The 17,215-nt window shown below is 49.5% G+C and carries 15 protein-coding genes and 1 tRNA gene; 13 read left to right on the plus strand and 3 right to left on the minus strand.

Annotated elements, in window-relative coordinates:
* Positions 1-271 precede the first annotated feature (271 nt).
* From MKY82_RS01090 to MKY82_RS01120, 7 genes are all read left to right on the plus strand, one after another.
* Positions 272-1,033: an SIMPL domain-containing protein gene (locus MKY82_RS01090; RefSeq protein WP_220686973.1), complete on the plus strand. Its 762-nt coding sequence runs from the start codon at positions 272-274 to the stop codon at positions 1,031-1,033.
* A 404-nt stretch (positions 1,034-1,437) separates the two neighbouring features.
* On the plus strand, positions 1,438-2,409 hold the full coding sequence (locus MKY82_RS01095) for an ABC transporter ATP-binding protein (protein ID WP_071219490.1): 972 nt from the start codon (positions 1,438-1,440) through the stop codon (positions 2,407-2,409).
* Complete coding sequence (locus tag MKY82_RS01100) at positions 2,406-3,254, plus strand: ABC transporter permease (RefSeq protein ID WP_220686972.1); 849 nt, start codon at positions 2,406-2,408, stop codon at positions 3,252-3,254. Before MKY82_RS01095 ends, MKY82_RS01100 begins: the two co-directional genes overlap by 4 nt.
* Complete coding sequence (locus MKY82_RS01105) at positions 3,255-4,061, plus strand: ABC transporter permease (RefSeq protein WP_308116319.1); 807 nt, start codon at positions 3,255-3,257, stop codon at positions 4,059-4,061. It begins immediately after the preceding gene.
* A 57-nt stretch (positions 4,062-4,118) separates the two neighbouring features.
* A complete protein-coding gene (locus tag MKY82_RS01110; protein ID WP_269468905.1) occupies positions 4,119-5,171 on the plus strand; it encodes a spermidine/putrescine ABC transporter substrate-binding protein in 1,053 nt (350 codons plus the stop codon).
* Positions 5,172-5,402: 231 nt separating this feature from the next.
* A complete protein-coding gene (locus MKY82_RS01115) occupies positions 5,403-5,624 on the plus strand; it encodes a hypothetical protein (protein WP_233354706.1) in 222 nt (73 codons plus the stop codon).
* A 170-nt stretch (positions 5,625-5,794) separates the two neighbouring features.
* Positions 5,795-6,868, plus strand: coding sequence for a DUF4163 domain-containing protein (locus MKY82_RS01120; RefSeq protein ID WP_220686971.1), 1,074 nt, complete (start codon positions 5,795-5,797; stop codon positions 6,866-6,868).
* A gap of 598 nt (positions 6,869-7,466) precedes the next feature.
* On the opposite strand, the gene clpP is transcribed toward MKY82_RS01120, so the two are convergent.
* Positions 7,467-8,063: an ATP-dependent Clp endopeptidase proteolytic subunit ClpP gene (clpP, locus tag MKY82_RS01125; protein WP_006207581.1), complete on the minus strand. Its 597-nt coding sequence runs from the start codon at positions 8,061-8,063 to the stop codon at positions 7,467-7,469.
* A 162-nt stretch (positions 8,064-8,225) separates the two neighbouring features.
* Positions 8,226-8,300, minus strand: a tRNA-Arg gene (locus MKY82_RS01130).
* A gap of 260 nt (positions 8,301-8,560) precedes the next feature.
* On the opposite strand from MKY82_RS01130, the gene MKY82_RS01135 reads away from it, so the two are divergent.
* The 6 genes from MKY82_RS01135 (at position 8,561) to eno (ending at position 15,797) form a co-directional block, all read left to right on the plus strand.
* Complete coding sequence (locus MKY82_RS01135; RefSeq protein ID WP_071219496.1) at positions 8,561-9,604, plus strand: sugar-binding domain-containing protein; 1,044 nt, start codon at positions 8,561-8,563, stop codon at positions 9,602-9,604.
* Positions 9,605-9,704: 100 nt separating this feature from the next.
* Positions 9,705-10,709: a type I glyceraldehyde-3-phosphate dehydrogenase gene (gene gap / locus MKY82_RS01140; protein ID WP_071219497.1), complete on the plus strand. Its 1,005-nt coding sequence runs from the start codon at positions 9,705-9,707 to the stop codon at positions 10,707-10,709.
* A gap of 194 nt (positions 10,710-10,903) precedes the next feature.
* Positions 10,904-12,085 carry a phosphoglycerate kinase gene (locus MKY82_RS01145; RefSeq protein WP_194540401.1) on the plus strand — a complete coding sequence of 394 codons (1,182 nt, stop codon included), beginning with the start codon at positions 10,904-10,906 and terminating at the stop codon, positions 12,083-12,085.
* A 76-nt stretch (positions 12,086-12,161) separates the two neighbouring features.
* Entirely contained in the window at positions 12,162-12,914 is a 753-nt protein-coding gene (tpiA, locus tag MKY82_RS01150; RefSeq protein ID WP_194540402.1) for a triose-phosphate isomerase, read from the plus strand.
* Positions 12,915-14,459: a 2,3-bisphosphoglycerate-independent phosphoglycerate mutase gene (gene gpmI / locus MKY82_RS01155; RefSeq protein ID WP_194540403.1), complete on the plus strand. Its 1,545-nt coding sequence runs from the start codon at positions 12,915-12,917 to the stop codon at positions 14,457-14,459.
* Between the two features lie 48 nt (positions 14,460-14,507).
* Positions 14,508-15,797, plus strand: coding sequence for a phosphopyruvate hydratase (gene eno, locus MKY82_RS01160; RefSeq protein WP_071219501.1), 1,290 nt, complete (start codon positions 14,508-14,510; stop codon positions 15,795-15,797).
* Between the two features lie 472 nt (positions 15,798-16,269).
* Here eno and MKY82_RS01165 read toward each other — a convergent pair whose 3' ends face one another.
* A complete protein-coding gene (locus MKY82_RS01165; RefSeq protein ID WP_113060531.1) occupies positions 16,270-17,154 on the minus strand; it encodes a LysR family transcriptional regulator in 885 nt (294 codons plus the stop codon).
* Positions 17,155-17,215: the final 61 nt, after the last annotated feature.

A 17,215-nucleotide genomic window follows, 5' to 3' on the forward strand; every position in this document is an offset into this window, starting at 1 on the left:
TTTCATAGTGACCTCCTCTTTTTAAACACCGATGTAAGTTAGTTACCCATTAAGGCTTCCTTATTAAACAGTTTCCGTCTTCTTCATTGGGTATCTTATTTTGCTAATCAACCAATCATGCCTAGATATACCAATTAAATGGGGCGTATCAACATAAGCTGAAGAAAAAATTCAAAACGCTTCAATCCGGATGCAACATTTACCAATGCCCTCACGTTAGAAGGGTAAGGCAAGCATGGTAGCGATGCCAATATAAAGGAGGCTGACAATAATGAAAAGATGGGTCAAACAAGTAGGTTCCATCATGATTGCAGGTGCACTGTTGACTGGAAGTACGGCTGTAGTAGGATTGAGCGGGGCAACCGAGGTGCATGCGGCGGAGGCAGCACAGCAAAACCTTCTGACCGTACTCGGTAAAGGCGAGATCTCGGTGAAGCCAGATATCGTATATCTTTCCATCGGGGCTGAATCATATGCGGAAACCGCAAAATCCGCACAGAAGAGCAACGCACAGAAAATGGATAAGATTACGAAGCTGTTGAAAGAAACCTGGAAGATCGATGACAAGGATATCAAAACCGAGCAGTTCTATGTACAGCCTAACTATACGTACTCTGATGATAATGGACGTAAAGTGAAAAACTATTCGGCGTATCATTCCCTGGAAGTCACGCTTCGCGACTTGAGCAAAGTCGGTGATGTGCTTGATGCAGCGTCCGATGCCGGCGCCAATTCCATTGGAAACGCACGTTTCTCGGTTGAGAACCGCGATGCGTTTGAGGCCCAAGTGATTGATAAGGCGATGGCGAATGCAGACCTGAAAGCTCAGGCGATGGCAAAAGCCTCCAAGCGTCAGTTGGGCATCGTGCTGAACATTGTGGAAGGTTCCGTTGGTGTAGATACCATCTATGGTCTCGAAAAAATGGCGATGGAAGCACAATCCACGGCAGCGGACGCGGGCGCAAACACATCCGTGAAGCCGGGCGAAATCAAGATCTCGACGCAGCTGTACGTGCAATATGAGCTGAAGTAGTTGTTGTTTTCGACTCAGCATGCAGAGAACCGTTCATCCGGATCTTACCGGGTGGACGGTTTTTTGTGTATTCTTTTTTCGAAAAATGAAATACCATAATCAGGGCCCACATCCGTCCCTTCCCCTGTCGAAATACACAGAAAAGTGTTGTGTATAGGGGGAAAACGAGGTATAGTGAATATGCGAAAAACTGAACTTTGATCTGAACGTTACAGCCATACCCATGGATATGGCTTTTTTTTCTTAGTCGAGACTTCTAGCATCCTCCACCTTTAAGAAACGGATTCTGCCAACCTGAGCACAACAGGCAGTAGGACCGTTTCTTCTTAGTGGGGAACGTTTTTGTGCATACTGGTTAGCAGAAATGTACACATGGAATAGGTCACATTTTGAAGAAGGGGTTGATGCATGTGATTGAACTTGTCCAGATCGAGAAGCATTTTCAGGGACAAGCGGTCGTGCATCCGCTGTCGCTCTCCATTAAAGAAGGGGAATTCCTGACTTTGCTGGGCCCCAGCGGCTGCGGCAAAACGACGATTCTCCGAATGATAGCAGGATTCGAACAGCCGACCAAAGGACAGGTCTGGCTGGCGGGTCAGAATGTGACGGAAATGCCTGCGAACAAGCGGGATTTGAATCTGGTATTCCAACACTATGCTCTGTTTCCGCATATGACCGTAGAAGATAATATCGCTTTTGGGCTGAAAATGAAAAAAATGCCCCGTCAACTCATCAAGGAGCGGGTGGACGAGGCCGTTGCCATGACGCAGTTGACCGCCCTGCGGGAACGCTTCCCGCACCAACTGTCCGGCGGACAGCAGCAGCGCGTGGCCATCGCCCGCGCCATTGCCAACAAACCGAAGGTGCTGCTGCTGGATGAACCGCTTGGCGCACTGGATCTGCAGCTGCGGAAGAATCTGCAGTCCGAGCTCAAGCATTTGCAGCGGACGCTCGGGATAACGTTTGTATATGTAACGCACGACCAAGAGGAAGCCATGATGCTCTCCGACCGGATCGTCATCATGAACCATGGACGGGTAGAGCAAATCGGTACGCCGCGTGAGATCTATGCAAGGCCGCAAACGCTGTTTGCCGCTACGTTTGTAGGGGAGAATAACGTTTTTTCTTCGCCAGAGGGTCTCTTTGCCGTACGGCCGGAGAAACTCATTCCCCAGCGGGAATCGGGTGCCAAGAAGAACGGCGTGATTGAGGATGTGCAGTACCTCGGCAGTGTTCATAAACTGCTGGTCCAATTGGATGATGAACCGATGAAGGTCATGATTGCCCTCGATATCTCGGATGATCAGCCATGGGAGGTTGGCGAACGGGTTGGGGTGAACTGGAACGCCAAGGATGAGGTGATCATCGGATCATGAGGAAATCAAGGTTCCTGTTGACTCCGGTCCTGCTGTGGTTATCCCTGTTCCTGATCGTTCCGATGCTAATCGTGGTCGGCATCTCCTTTCTCTCGCGGGATTCGCTGGGGAATATCGTGTTTTCCTTCAGTTTGGAAGGATACAGGACCTTCTTTGATCCATTATATTTAGGGATCTACTGGGATACCTTGGTACTGTCGCTTCTGACTACGGTGATCTGCTTGTTAGTCAGCTATCCTTTGGCCTATTATATAGCCAACGCTTCCCCGCGTATCCAAACCTGGGGATTAATTCTGATCACGGTCCCGTTCTGGATCAACTTTTTGATCCGTACCTATGCCTGGGTCCTGCTGCTTCGGACCCAAGGCGTGGTGAACAGCCTGCTGCTGTGGATGGGATGGATCGACGAGCCGATTCAGATGCTGTATACGTACGGCGCCGTACTGCTCGGAATGGTGTATAACTTCATTCCGTTCATGGTGCTGCCGATTTACGTGGCTCTGGAGCAGATGGATAAGCGTCTGCTGGATGCGGCCAGCGATCTGGGCGCTTCCAGGTGGAAAGCATTCCGGCACATTACCTTGCCGCAGAGCAAATCCGGCATCATGACGGGAGCGGTTCTGGTCTATGTCTCGACATCCGGAATGTTTGTAGTTACGGATATTTTGGGAGGAGCGAAGTCCTCCATGATCAGTAATATCATTCAGCAGCAGTTCCTGGGTGCGCGCAACTGGCCCTTTGGAGCGGCGTTGTCGGTGATCTTTGTGATTACGTCCCTGGTGCTGATCCTGCTCTTTAACCGGGCGATGCAAGCCCGCCATCAACGCGTAGGGGAGGGGAGATAGGTGAAGAAGAAGAATCACCCGCTGCTTGGGATTCACTCTTTCCTTATGATGGCTTTCATCTATGTACCGATCATCATGATCATTATCTATTCCTTTAACAACACGCGGCTCAGCGGCAATTGGGAAGGATTTACATTCGATTGGTATGTGTCTCTATTCGAGAACCGGCATGTGATGGAAGCGCTGATGAACAGTTTAACGGTGGCGGTCATATCGACGATCGTTTCTACCCTGCTCGGAACTGCGGCGGCGCTCTCGCTTCGGACTCTGGGACGCCGAGGTCGCAGCGGCATGAACGGGCTGCTGTATCTGCCGGTCATTATCCCGGATATTATTATGGGGCTGTCGCTGCTGGTATTGTTTAGTCAACTGAATATGCCGCTTGGCAAGACGACGGTGATCATCGCCCATATTACGTTCAGCCTGTCGTATGTGTATGTCGTAGTGACCGCCAGACTGTCGGGCATGGGCAAACAGCTGGATGAGGCGGCCCAGGATTTGGGCGCTACGCCTTGGCAGACGTTCCGGCATGTTACATTGCCGCAGATTGCTCCGGGCATTATCTCCGGCGCCTTGATTGCTTTTACGCTGTCATTGGATGACTTTATGGTTAGCTTTTTTGTCGCTGGCCCCAGCTCAACGACGCTGCCGATCTATATTTACGCTCAAGTGAAGCGCGGCATCTCGCCAGAGATTAACGCGCTGTGTACGCTGCTCATTCTGGTCAGCATCACGCTGATTCTGTTAGCGCAATATATTCTTAACCGCGGCAACGGGGAAAAGAAACATAAAACATTACCGATCTAAATAGGTACTGCTTTTTTCGAAATAAAACATGGAAGTGGAAAGAGAGGAGATATTGAATTGAAAAAATCAAGATGGACCCGCCTGCTGACGGCAGGCATGGTTGCGGTATTGTCTGTAGGACTCTTGGCCGGTTGCGGATCGGATAAGGAGACGCTTCACATTTACAGCTGGGCGGATAACTTTGATCCCGAGGTGCTGAAGGACTTCGAAGAGAAGTTCGACGTAAAGGTAACCTACGACAATTACGCAAACAATGAAGACCTGCTGGCTAAAATCAAGGCTGGCGGCAGTGGGTATGACCTCATTCAGCCGTCCGATTATATGGTCAAAACGATGATTGAATCGGAGCTGCTTGAGCCGCTTGACATGAATAATATCCCGAACTTCGTCAGTCTTACGGATACTTTCAAAGATCCTTCTTATGACCCGGGCAATAAATATTCAATTGTCTACACGTCCGGTGTAACGGGAATTGCATATAACAAGAAGTATGTGAAGGATGAGATCAACAGCTGGGAAGATCTCTGGAACCCGGAATACAAGGGTAAAGTCCTGCTTCTGGACGACAACCGTGAAATGATCGGCATGGCGCTGAAGAAGCAAGGAAAGTCCAACAGCAGCACAGATGAAGCGGAAATCACCGCAGCTGCGGATGAGCTGAAGACCCTGCTCCCGAATGTGCTAGCGTTTGATACGGATAACATCAAGCAGAAGATGATCCAAGAAGAAGGCTGGATTGCTACGGTATGGTCCGGAGATGCCGCCTTTATTGCTGCGGAGAATCCGGATGTGGCGTATGTCGTGCCAGAAGAAGGGGCTACCATCTTCTCTGATAACTACGCGATTCCTAAGGGTGCCAAGAATAAAGAGCTGGCCGAGAAATTCATCAATTTCATGATGGAGCCTGAGGTCAGCGCCAAAAACTATGAATTTATCGGATACAGCAATCCGAACACCAAAGCGATGGAATTCCATAGCGAGGAATACCGCGCCAATACGATGATCAACCTGACAGATGAAGAGCTGGGCCGTACCGAATGGCTGGATAATGTCGGTGACTCGCTCTCGATCTATGATCGTTTATGGACCGAACTGAAGAGCGGTCGTTAATTATAGGGCTTGCATTTTCATATTTTTGTAATAAAAAGAGTCTGTCCCATTGGGGGCAGGCTCTTTTTTGTTTGTAAATAATAGTCCCTTAGTCCCGGGATAGGAAGAAATAGCCGATTTATACGAATCAAACCACAACTTCGGGGCCCGTTTCGTTGTTATATATAAAGGAGGACGCAAATAACTTAAACCAGGTTTCTATACGTTTAATCAGGAAAAGGAGAAAGCGGCTTGAGCGATGTGATGGGTATGTTTTTGATTGCATTGGTAGTTGCCGGGGTTGCAGCCGTTTTATTTCTGAACATCTTCAGGAAAAGCGCGCTGCATCTGCTGTTATTGAGTGTTCACAGTGCGCTTGTGGGAATCGGACTACTTCTATTAAGTTATGCAGCCCAGGGAAGGAAGTCTTGCTGTTTATGGGTACATGCGCTCTCTTGTTCGGTGTATTTCTAAGCGTAAAAGCATTCACTCAGAAAGACTTGGCGAACATATAGGTCCTATGGCCTGGAATCAAAATTGTCATTGACTTTGTTACCAATACATTGAAAGCTTTCCTTATAATGATTAAGGGTAATAGATTAACAACTAACGGAAACTTAATTTAACAAAGGTGGAATTCTGATATGAATCCTAAATTACGTGTATGTGCATCATTAATTGCAACTAGCGTCCTGCTTGGCGGTCTGGGTTTGAGCGGACAGGTCATCGATGCAAGTGCCGCTAAGGCACCCGTTTCCGCCAGCCAAAAATCGTCGAAGAATGAAGTCGTACTGAAATGGAATGGCAAGACCCTGTCACAGAAAGGTCTCGTGCTGCACGGGGTAACTTATGTGCCGGCAACCGCTTTGCGGGACGGCCTGGGAATGCCTCTTAAATATGATGCAAAAAAACGTACGTATACACTGGGTAACGGTTATAACAAACTGAGTGCCATCGTATATGATTCAACTGAAATTGGTATTCTGGTGAACGGTTCGTATGCCGGCGAGCCTGGGGGACAGATCATTAATGGTCGTCTGTATGTGCCATTCAAAACGATCAGCGAATACATGGGTGTTCAGGGACAATGGAACCCTTCCTTGAAAACACTCAGCATGACACAAAAGAAACAGAACGACATTACGATCAAATCGGCTGCGCTGAAGAAAAAGATTCAGGGCGTGGATGCCGTTGTGAACTATCCTGTAATCAGCGGACTCGCAAATGCGGAGGCGCAAGCCGAGATCAATCAAGTGCTGAAAGAAAATGCGTCCGGCGTAATCACCCGTGCCGAAGGGAATGCTGAGGAATTCCCGCCGTCGGAATCCAGTTTCCCTTATGAATTTAGCGGTGACTTCGTGGTCCATTATAACCAGAACGATATCCTGAGCATTACGGCATACGATTATTCCTACACGGGTGGCGCTCATGGCATGACCTTCCGTAAAAGCTTCACGTTCTCCTTGAAGGATGGCAAGAAAATGCAGCTGGGCGATTTCATCAACCTGCAGGGCAAGAACAAACAGAAGCTGAACAACCTTGTGCTGAACAAGCTGAAGAAAGAGGGGGGCTACCTCAGCGGATTTGAAGGCGTGCCTGCCGATGCGGACTTCTACGTGAAAGATAACGCTGCGGTGCTGTACTTCCAACTTTATGAGTACACCGCATATGCTTATGGATTTCCGGAGTTTGAGCTGAAGCTGAAAGAGTGGAAGTAAGAGTATACGGTAGCGGTTTGTGTAAACTGCAATCATTTATTTTCATACTATAGCTTGCCTAGAAACATGATGTTGTCCTGATGTAACACTGTATTGGAACGAGTTACGAAAATCCCTTGATCATGGAACGTGGAGAGTGTATTCTCCTTTCCTGCGATCAAGGGGTTTTTCGTTTATCTAGAGACTTGCCTGGATGATAACTTGCACGTCTTGTACATCTGCACACTGCTTCTGCTCCCTGTGCACGCGTGGTCCGTGGCAAGCAAGCCGTTCGTTGAAATGGCCACCCTGCACGGGTCTTCTTTTATTTTCCCTCCCCACAAGTTAAGGCAGGCCTTTTAGGAGGGGGATGCTCTTGAGCTAGTCTTTAAGTTTTTATAGATAAGGTCAGGTCGTACCAAAGTGAGAGTATCCTCGGAGGAGCAAAGCGTTCGCCTTTGAAATCGGGAAACCTCCCTATCCATTCATTCAAGTTTCCCGAGTTCAACAGCGACCGGAGGGGATACTCTCACTATTCAGTACTCGAAGTTTTCAATGATCCAGAGGATAAGAAAGGGCAGGCACCGGATAACGGCGCCTGCCCTTTACTTTATTTCTTTTATAAGCCTTGCGGTGGTGTATTCTCTAATACTTGATCAATCAGACCGTATTCTTTGGCTTCGTCAGCCGTCATGAAGTAGTCACGATCGGTATCCTTCTCAATGCGCTCCAGCGGTTGGCCCGTGCGATCGGACAGGATGCGGTTCAGCTTGTCGCGCATTTTGAGGATGCGGCGAGCACGGATCTCAATATCCGTGGCTTGACCTTGTGCGCCGCCGAGCGGCTGGTGAATCATAATCTCGCTGTTAGGCAGACCGTAGCGTTTGCCTTTAGCGCCTGCGTTGAGCAGGAATGCGCCCATGGAAGCAGCCATGCCGACACAGATCGTCGAAACGTCCGGCTTAATGAACTGCATCGTATCGAATATCGCCATACCTGCGGTAATGGAACCGCCAGGACTGTTGATGTAAAGATGAATATCCTTCTCAGGATCCTCAGCCGACAAGAACAGCATTTGGGCAATGATGGAATTGGCGACCACGTCATTTACGTCGGAGCCGAGGAAGATAATGCGGTCTTTCAGCAATCTGGAATAGATGTCGTACGCCCGCTCACCGCGGTTGCTTTGTTCAACGACCATAGGTATAAAACTCACGTGGAAAACCTCCTCTTAAGTACCTCATATAAATACTGTTACCGTATTACCCACATGATAAACAATTTAAATCAAAAAGTCAAAGATAGTCAAACTATTGGGTAAAAAAAAGAGCCGTCATGGGCGCTTTAGGGTAATCAGTATAGAAAATAAAAGTTATAATGGCGCGCCCGCGAGGAATCGAACCTCGATCTCAGGCTCCGGAGGCCTACGTCATATCCATTGGACCACGGGCGCAAAAAAAATTAGCAACGAAGTTGATTATACCGCATCTATTTAAAAAATACAATAGCAGACAAAACTTTGTTCCTATTATATAGACGAGCCAGTACTTGGCCATAATGTATAAGAATGCCCGGGGCAGAGAAATATACTTTCGGACACTTGCAACCGGCATAATTATTGGTTAGAATAAAGGTGGGACTTAAAAAGTTCAACTGGGACATTTTACGACCAGATAGAGGAGAGCCGAGACGAAGTTTGCAGGAGTGGAATGCATGCGTAACCTATTAGAAATACAAGAGCAGCTTCTGCCGGATCTGATGGACACTCTTAAACGAAGGTATACCATCCTTCATCAGATCAAGTTGTCCGGAATTGTTGGCCGAAGAACATTGGCTTCATCACTCTCGATGACCGAGCGTGTTCTCAGAGCAGAGACTGATCTTCTGAAAGCGCAGGGGCTGATCGAGATTGAAACGCTTGGCATGCGCATCAGCAGCTCAGGGATATGCTTGCTGGAGGAGCTGGAGCCGGTCATGAATGAGTTATTCGGACTGGTTGAACTGGAAGAGAAGATTCGTCAGGCTTACGGGCTTCGTAAAGTGGTCATTATTCCCGGTGACAGCGAGTCATCTCCGGAAGTCAAACGTGAGCTTGGCCGGGCCGGAGCAAGAACGCTGCTAAGCTTTGTCCAAGATGGAGATACGATTGCCGTAACCGGCGGCTCCACGCTCGCCGAAGTGGCCGAGCAGATGTCCTCTTTGCCAGGCGGCGAACCGCTGACAAGCACTTGGTTTGTGCCAGCGCGGGGCGGTCTTGGGGAGAGCGTGGAGATTCAAGCGAACACCATTGCTTCCAAGATGGCAAAGCGCGTTGGAGCTGAGTACCGATTGCTTCACGTACCGGATCTGCTAAGCGAGGATGCCTATCAGTCTCTGGTGCAGGATCAGCATATCCAGGAGATCGTGGATGTGATCAGGCGCTGCCGTGTCATTATTCACGGCATCGGAGATGCCATGGAGATGGCAAGAAGGCGCAAGCTGGATGAAAACTCTATTCAGAACTTGCAGGCAGATGGCGCGATTGCGGAATCCTTCGGCTACTACTTCAGTGAAGATGGTGAAGTTGTCCACAAAATGCTTACTCTCGGGCTGCGGCTTGAGGATATTATGCGGACAGAGACGATCATCGGCATTGCTGGGGGTCAAGGCAAGGGCAAGGCGATTCATGCGGTGCTGAAATTCGGACATGAGGATATTCTCGTTACCGATGAAGCCGCGGCACTGGAAGTCGAGAAGGAGATTGACGCCGGGATTTGAACCCACGGGCGTGCACACTGATTTTTCCTTATTGTTGTCTTGATTGGCTTAACGGCCAATCTTGAATATATAAATTTTACAAATATGGAGGGAACTACTCATGGTTAAAGTAGGTATTAACGGTTTTGGACGTATTGGACGTAACGTGTTCCGCGCTGCGCTGAACAACAGCGAAGTTGAAATCGTGGCAATCAACGATTTGACGGACGTAAGCACGCTGGCACACCTTTTGAAATATGACACAACTCACGGAAGACTTAATGCAACGGTTGAAGCTAAAGAAGGCGCACTCGTTGTAAACGGCCGTGAAGTAAAAGTATTCGCTGAGCGTAACCCTGAAGCATTGCCTTGGGCTGAGCACGGCGTTGAAATCGTTGTAGAATCCACTGGTATTTTCACAGCGAAAGACAAAGCTTCCGCTCACTTGAAAGGCGGCGCTAAGAAAGTTATCATCTCCGCTCCAGCAACTGACGAAGATATCACGATCGTTATGGGCGTTAACGAAGACAAATACGATGCAGCTAACCATACTGTAATCTCCAATGCTTCTTGTACAACAAACTGCTTGGCTCCTTTTGCTAAAGTTCTTGACGAGAAATTCGGTATCGTTAAGGGTATGATGACTACGGTTCACTCCTACACGAATGACCAGCAAGTGCTTGATCTTCCGCACAAAGATCTGCGTCGTGCTCGTGCAGCTGCTGAAAACATCATTCCATCCACAACTGGTGCTGCTAAAGCGGTTAGCCTCGTTCTGCCACAATTGAAAGGCAAATTGAACGGTATGGCAATGCGTGTACCTACGAAGAACGTTTCTGTAACGGATCTCGTAGTTGAGCTGTCCCAAAATGTAACCCTTGAAGATGTAAACGGAGCTCTGAAAGCAGCTGCTGAAGGCCCGCTGAAAGGCATCTTGAACTACTCCGAAGAGCCGCTTGTATCCAGCGACTACAATGGCGACCCAGCTTCTTCCACTATCGATTCGCTCTCCACTATGGTAGTTGGCGACAACATGGTGAAAGTAGTTTCTTGGTATGACAACGAGTGGGGCTACTCCAACCGTGTCGTTGACCTCGCTGCTTACATCGCAAGCAAAGGTCTGTAATTGATCTAGCCATACAATCGAAGAGGAGTTCCGTTTCACGGGTCTCCTCTTTGGTTCATGGTTTTTCCTTGTTTTCATGCCAGAGCACTGGGAAGTATAGACAAGATCCGGGCGCTGGTTAGCGATAGAGAGAGAAACGAGAGCAACTGCATGCTGTCGGTGAGGAGAATAGTTTTCTTAGGAGGAACGTGGAGATGAACAAGAAAAGTGTACGTGATGTAGAAGTAAGCGGCAAACGGGTGTTTGTCCGCGTCGATTTCAATGTACCGCTCGAAGATGGTAAAATTACAGACGACACTCGTATTCGCGAGACTTTGCCGACCATTAAGTATCTGGTAGAGCAAGGAGCGAAAGTCATCCTGGCCAGTCACATGGGTCGTCCAAAAGGAGAGGTCGTTGAATCTTTGCGCCTGACTCCGGCAAGTCAGCGTCTGTCCGAGCTGCTCGGCAAACCGGTAGCCAAAGCGGATGAAGCGGTAGGAGAAGCTGTTAAAGCTCAAGTCGAGAAGCTGCAAAACGGCGATGTGCTCGTGCTTGAAAATGTTCGTTTTTACGCTGGTGAAGAGAAGAATGATCCGGAACTTGCGAAGCAATTCGCCGAACTGGCCGATCTGTTCGTGAATGACGCGTTTGGTGCTGCTCACCGTGCGCACGCTTCGACAGAAGGTATCGCTCATCATCTTCCGGCTGTATCGGGATTGTTGATGGAGAAAGAGCTGTCCGTTCTCGGCAAAGCCCTTTCGAATCCGGACCGTCCTTTTACCGCCATCATCGGTGGATCGAAGGTTAAGGACAAAATCGACGTGATCGACAACTTGCTTACGCTTGCTGATAATGTCATCATCGGCGGTGGACTTGCTTACACGTTCTTCAAAGCTCAAGGCCATGAAATCGGCCAATCTCTGCTTGATAAAGAGAAGCTTGATGTTGCACTCGGTTTCATCGAGAAAGCTAAAGAGCTGGGCAAAAACTTCTACCTGCCGGAAGATATCGTCGTTACGGACGAGTTCAGCGCAGACGCGAATACCAAGGTCGTTGATATCGACGGCATTCCTGCCGATTGGGAAGGCGTTGACATCGGACCTAAGACTCGCGCCAAGTATGCAGAAGTGATCAAGAACTCCAAGCTTGTCGTGTGGAACGGTCCTATGGGCGTATTCGAAATCGCTCCGTTCAGCAACGGTACTCGTGAAGTGGCACAAGCTTGTGCGGATACGGAAGCTTACACGATTATCGGCGGCGGCGACTCGGCTGCAGCTGCAGAGAAATTCGGTCTTGCCGACAAGATGAACCACATCTCGACAGGCGGCGGTGCATCTCTTGAGTTCATGGAAGGCAAAGCACTTCCTGGTGTTGTGGCACTGAACGACAAATAGAAATAGGCACTATATTGGATAGCAAGTGGATGAAGTTTGGACCCCGATTCTTCGGGGGAATAAAGGAGTGAATCGTGTGAGAACACCTATCATAGCTGGTAACTGGAAAATGTTCAAAACCGTTCCGGAAGCAACTTCATTTATTGAAGATGTGAAAGGCAAAGCGGAAGTAGAAGGCGTTGAAAGCGTGATTTGCGCGCCATTTACCAATCTTCCTGCATTGGTTGAAGCGGTCAAGGGCACGAACATCAAAATCGGTGCACAAAATCTTCATTTTGAAGACAATGGCGCCTTTACGGGTGAAATCAGCGGTTTGATGCTGAAGGATCTGGGCGTGGACTATGTCATTATTGGACACTCCGAGCGCCGTCAGTATTTTGCTGAAACCGATGAGATCGTGAACAAGAAGGTACATGCGGCATTCCGCCATGGTCTTCTTCCGATCGTATGCGTCGGCGAGAAGCTGGAAGAACGCGAAGCCGGCCAAACCAAAGACGTGTGCAAAGTACAAACGGAGGCAGCGTTCGCAGGTGTTCCTGCTGATCAAGCGGTTCATGTCGTTATTGCTTATGAGCCAATCTGGGCGATCGGAACGGGCAAATCCTCTACGGCAGAGGATGCGAACGAAGTCATCGCTTATATTCGTGAACTCGTTCAAGGTCTGTACGGCGAAACCGTTGCAGAGCAAGTTCGTATTCAATACGGCGGCAGCGTGAAGCCTGAAAATGTAGCGGAGTATATGGGACAAAGCGACATCGACGGCGCGCTCGTTGGTGGTGCAAGTCTACAACCGGCTTCCTACATCGCACTCGTTGAGGGGGCGAAGTAAATGTCTGCTCCAAGACCTGTAGCTCTGATCATCATGGACGGTTTCGGGCTTCGCAACACCGAAGTGGGCAATGCGGTCGCTCAAGCGAACAAGCCTAACTACGACCGGTATTTGAAGCAATACCCGAACACCACGTTGACCGCTTGCGGTGAAGCCGTAGGCTTGCCGGAAGGTCAAATGGGGAACTCTGAAGTGGGTCACTTGAACATCGGCGCAGGCCGGATCGTGTATCAGGACTTGACCCGCATCACGAAGTCGATTCGTGAAGGAGAATTCTTCGAGAACGAAACGCTGGTGGAAGCCGTTCGCGCTGCTAAGAACAACAACAAGAAGCTGCATCTGTACGGGCTGGTATCCGACGGCGGCGTTCACAGTCATATTGAGCATATGTTTGCCATGCTGGATCTTTGCAAGAAGGAAGATTTCCATGACGTATACATCCATGGCTTCATGGATGGACGCGACGTGGCACCGGACAGCGGCAAGCAGTTCGTTAAAGATCTGATTGCGAAGATTGAAGAAGTGGGCGTTGGCCAAATCGCTACGCTTTCCGGTCGTTATTATGCGATGGATCGCGACAAGCGTTGGGATCGTGTCGAGAAGGCTTACCGTGCCATGGTGTATGGCGAAGGACCGAAATATACGGATCCGCTGAAAGCCATCATCGAATCTTACGAGAAATCGGTTTACGATGAATTCGTAGAACCGACCGTGATTGTGAATGGTGAAGGCGAGCCGGTTAGTCTGGTGGAGAGCGGAGATTCCGTTATCTTCCTGAACTACCGCCCTGACCGTGCGATTCAGCTGTCCCAGGTGTTTACGAATAATGACTTCCGTGGCTTTGAACGTGGACCGAAGTTCCCGCAAAACCTGCATTTTGTCTGCTTGACGCTGTTCAGCGAGACGGTGGAAGGCTTCGTTGCCTACAAACCGAAGAATCTCGATAACACGCTCGGCGAAGTGCTGGTTCAGCACAACAAGAAGCAGCTTCGAATTGCGGAAACCGAAAAGTACCCGCACGTGACATTCTTTTTCAGCGGTGGACGCGATGTTGAGCTTCCTGGTGAAACGCGCGTACTGATCAACTCGCCGAAAGTGGCGACCTACGATCTGAAACCGGAGATGAGCGCTTATGAAGTGGCGGATGCTTGCGTGAGAGAAATCGAAGCGGATAAGCATGACGCGATCATTTTGAACTTCGCCAACCCGGACATGGTAGGTCATTCCGGTATGCTGGAGCCGACAATTAAAGCCGTTGAGACTACGGATGAGTGTGTCGGCAAGGTCGTTGAGGCTGTTTTGGCAAAAGGCGGGGTAGTTCTGATTACCGCTGACCACGGGAACGCGGACATGGTATTTGACGAGAGTGGACGTCCGTTCACCGCACATACTACGAACCCGGTTCCGTTCATCGTAACGGATGAGAATGTAACACTGCGTGAAGGCGGTATTCTTGCCGACATTGCGCCAACCATTCTCGACCTGATGGATCTGCCGAAGCCGGATGAGATGACTGGAACTTCCATGATTGCAGCACGTAAATAAGTGGTTCATAATGGAACATAAACATAACATTAAAAGGAGACTATACACATGACTATTATTTCTGATGTATATGCACGCGAAGTCCTTGACTCCCGTGGCAATCCAACCGTAGAGGTTGAAGTATACCTGGAATCCGGTGCAATCGGTCGCGCGATCGTTCCATCCGGTGCTTCCACTGGCGTTCACGAAGCCGTTGAGCTTCGCGACGACGACAAATCCCGTTACCTGGGCAAAGGCGTTCTGAAAGCTGTTGAGAACGTGAACGAAATCATCGCGCCTGAAGTGATTGGCATGGACGCTCTGGACCAGCTTGGCATCGATAAACTGATGATCGCTTTGGACGGTACGCCGAACAAAGGCAAATTGGGTGCGAACGCAATTCTGGCCGTATCCATGGCTGTAGCTCGCGCTGCTGCTGATGCATTGGATCTTCCGCTGTATGTTTACCTTGGCGGATTCAACGCAAAACAACTTCCAGTACCTATGATGAACATCGTTAACGGTGGCGCTCACGCGGACAACAACGTTGACGTTCAAGAGTTCATGGTATTGCCTGTTGGTGCACCTAGCTTCAAAGAAGCCCTTCGCATGGGCGCTGAAATCTTCCACAACCTGAAATCCGTTCTGAAGGGCAAAGGCCTGAACACAGCGGTTGGCGACGAAGGCGGCTTCGCTCCTAACTTCACGTCTAACGAAGATGCACTGTCTTCCATCATCGAAGCGATCGAAAAAGCCGGCTACAAGCCAGGTGAAGATGTATTGCTGGGTATGGACGTTGCTTCCACCGAGTTCTTCAAAGATGGCAAGTATGTTCTGGAAGGCGAAGGCAAATCCTTCACGCCGGCAGAATTCGTGGACTTGCTCGCTTCTTGGGTAGACAAATACCCAATCGTAACCATCGAAGACGGATGCTCCGAGGACGATTGGGAAGGTTGGAAATTGCTCACCGAGAAATTGGGTAACAAAATTCAACTCGTGGGTGACGACCTGTTCGTTACCAACACCGAGCGTCTGGAAAAAGGTATCAACGAAGGCATCGGTAACTCCATCCTGATCAAAGTAAACCAAATCGGTACATTGACTGAAACGTTTGATGCGATCGAAATGGCAAAACGCGCAGGATACACGGCTGTCATCTCCCACCGTTCCGGTGAGTCCGAGGACAGCACGATCGCTGATATCGCGGTGGCTACTAATGCTGGTCAGATCAAAACGGGTGCTCCTTCCCGTACGGACCGTGTGGCGAAATACAACCAATTGCTTCGTATCGAAGATCAATTGGGCGAGCTCGCTCAATACAACGGCTTGAAGTCGTTCTACAACTTGAAGCGCAAATAATTGAAATAAGAGAAAGCCCGGCTCCTGCTTTTGTGGGAGCTGGGCTTTTTTGCATTGATTTGAGAGAGCGAAGGGCTGCACACTCTGTTATCGTGCTGTGGGATGGTGTCGTACATCGGCTCAGGTCGCTGTTAAAATCGGGAAGCTGGAATGGATTAAACCGAGGAAGCTTCCTGATTTTAAAGGCGAACGCGTTGCTTCTCCACCCCGATATACGCACCTGAGCAGGAAGAAGGTGTGCAGCCATTTGTGAGTATCTCATAGGAGTGAAAAGAAGAAAGCCCAGCTCTGTGATGTCACATGAGCCGGGATTTTGGGTGTATGGGAGGCGGGCCCATTAGCATTTCGGTCTCGTCTTGAAATAACCGCTTAGTAAGAGGTCATCGAAAAGGATCATAAAGGTGGATTGCTGTAGACAAGATCATGTATTCATAAGGTTGATGATGCTAATTTTCTTTCGACGGGAAGATCATCAATTCTGCTGCAGCATCTCCAAAAATGCCCCTGCCGCCAGCGAGGGCGACTGCTGCTTCCGAACGGCGACGCCAATATATCGATCCGGTAACGGAGTGTCTGTTCGAAGCTCCAGCAAGGAACCGTCCGAGATCTGAGACGAGACAAAGGCCCGTGGCAAGAAGGCTGTTCCATAACCGCGCTCGGCAAATTCTGCTAACATGTCCAGGCTGTTCAACTCGAAGTCGGCTGCCACTTCCACCCCTTGCGATCGGAACCACCCTTCGATGAAGGACCGCGTCGAGCTGCCGGGGGACAGCATCAAGAGGGGGAGCTCCGTCAATTCTTCCGTCCGTAGAGGCCTGCGCGCCCAATCTGCGAAGGCCGTTCCGACCACGGCGCAATAAGGCGAGGTACGGGAGTCGATGATATGGATTTCCTCGTCCGATACGGGAAGGTGAACAAAGCCGAGATCCAACGATCCTTTCTTTAAGCGCTCCACGATGCTGCTTGTTCGCTCCTGTGACAGCTGAATGCGGATGTCGGGATAGCGGGCATGGAATCGGTCGAGCAAGGAGAGGAGAAAGTCCTTAACGATAGCCCCGTTCGCGCCAATCCTCAGCCTGCCTTCGCTAAACTGCTTTAGCTTCTTCAATCGCCGCTCGGCTGAATCGAGTTCGTCGAATGCTTGCCTTACATGCTGATACAAGGCCTCTCCTTCTGTTGTTAAGCGGACGCCCTTGGATAACCGGTCGAACAGCCCCACGCCGAGGGCTTCTTCCAACTGCTTGATGGCATAACTCACAGAGGGCTGTGTCATATGGAGGTTATGCGCAGCTTTCGTGAGATTGGAAGTCTCTGCAGCATGCAGGAACACTCGATACCATTCCGTGTTGGCGATCATTTGTTATCAATCCTCTCTATGGCAACTGTTGATTATTGTGATTTCATTTATTTCAAATATA

Source organism: Paenibacillus sp. FSL W7-1279, from assembly GCF_037969845.1.
GTDB lineage: Bacteria > Bacillota > Bacilli > Paenibacillales > Paenibacillaceae > Paenibacillus_AQ.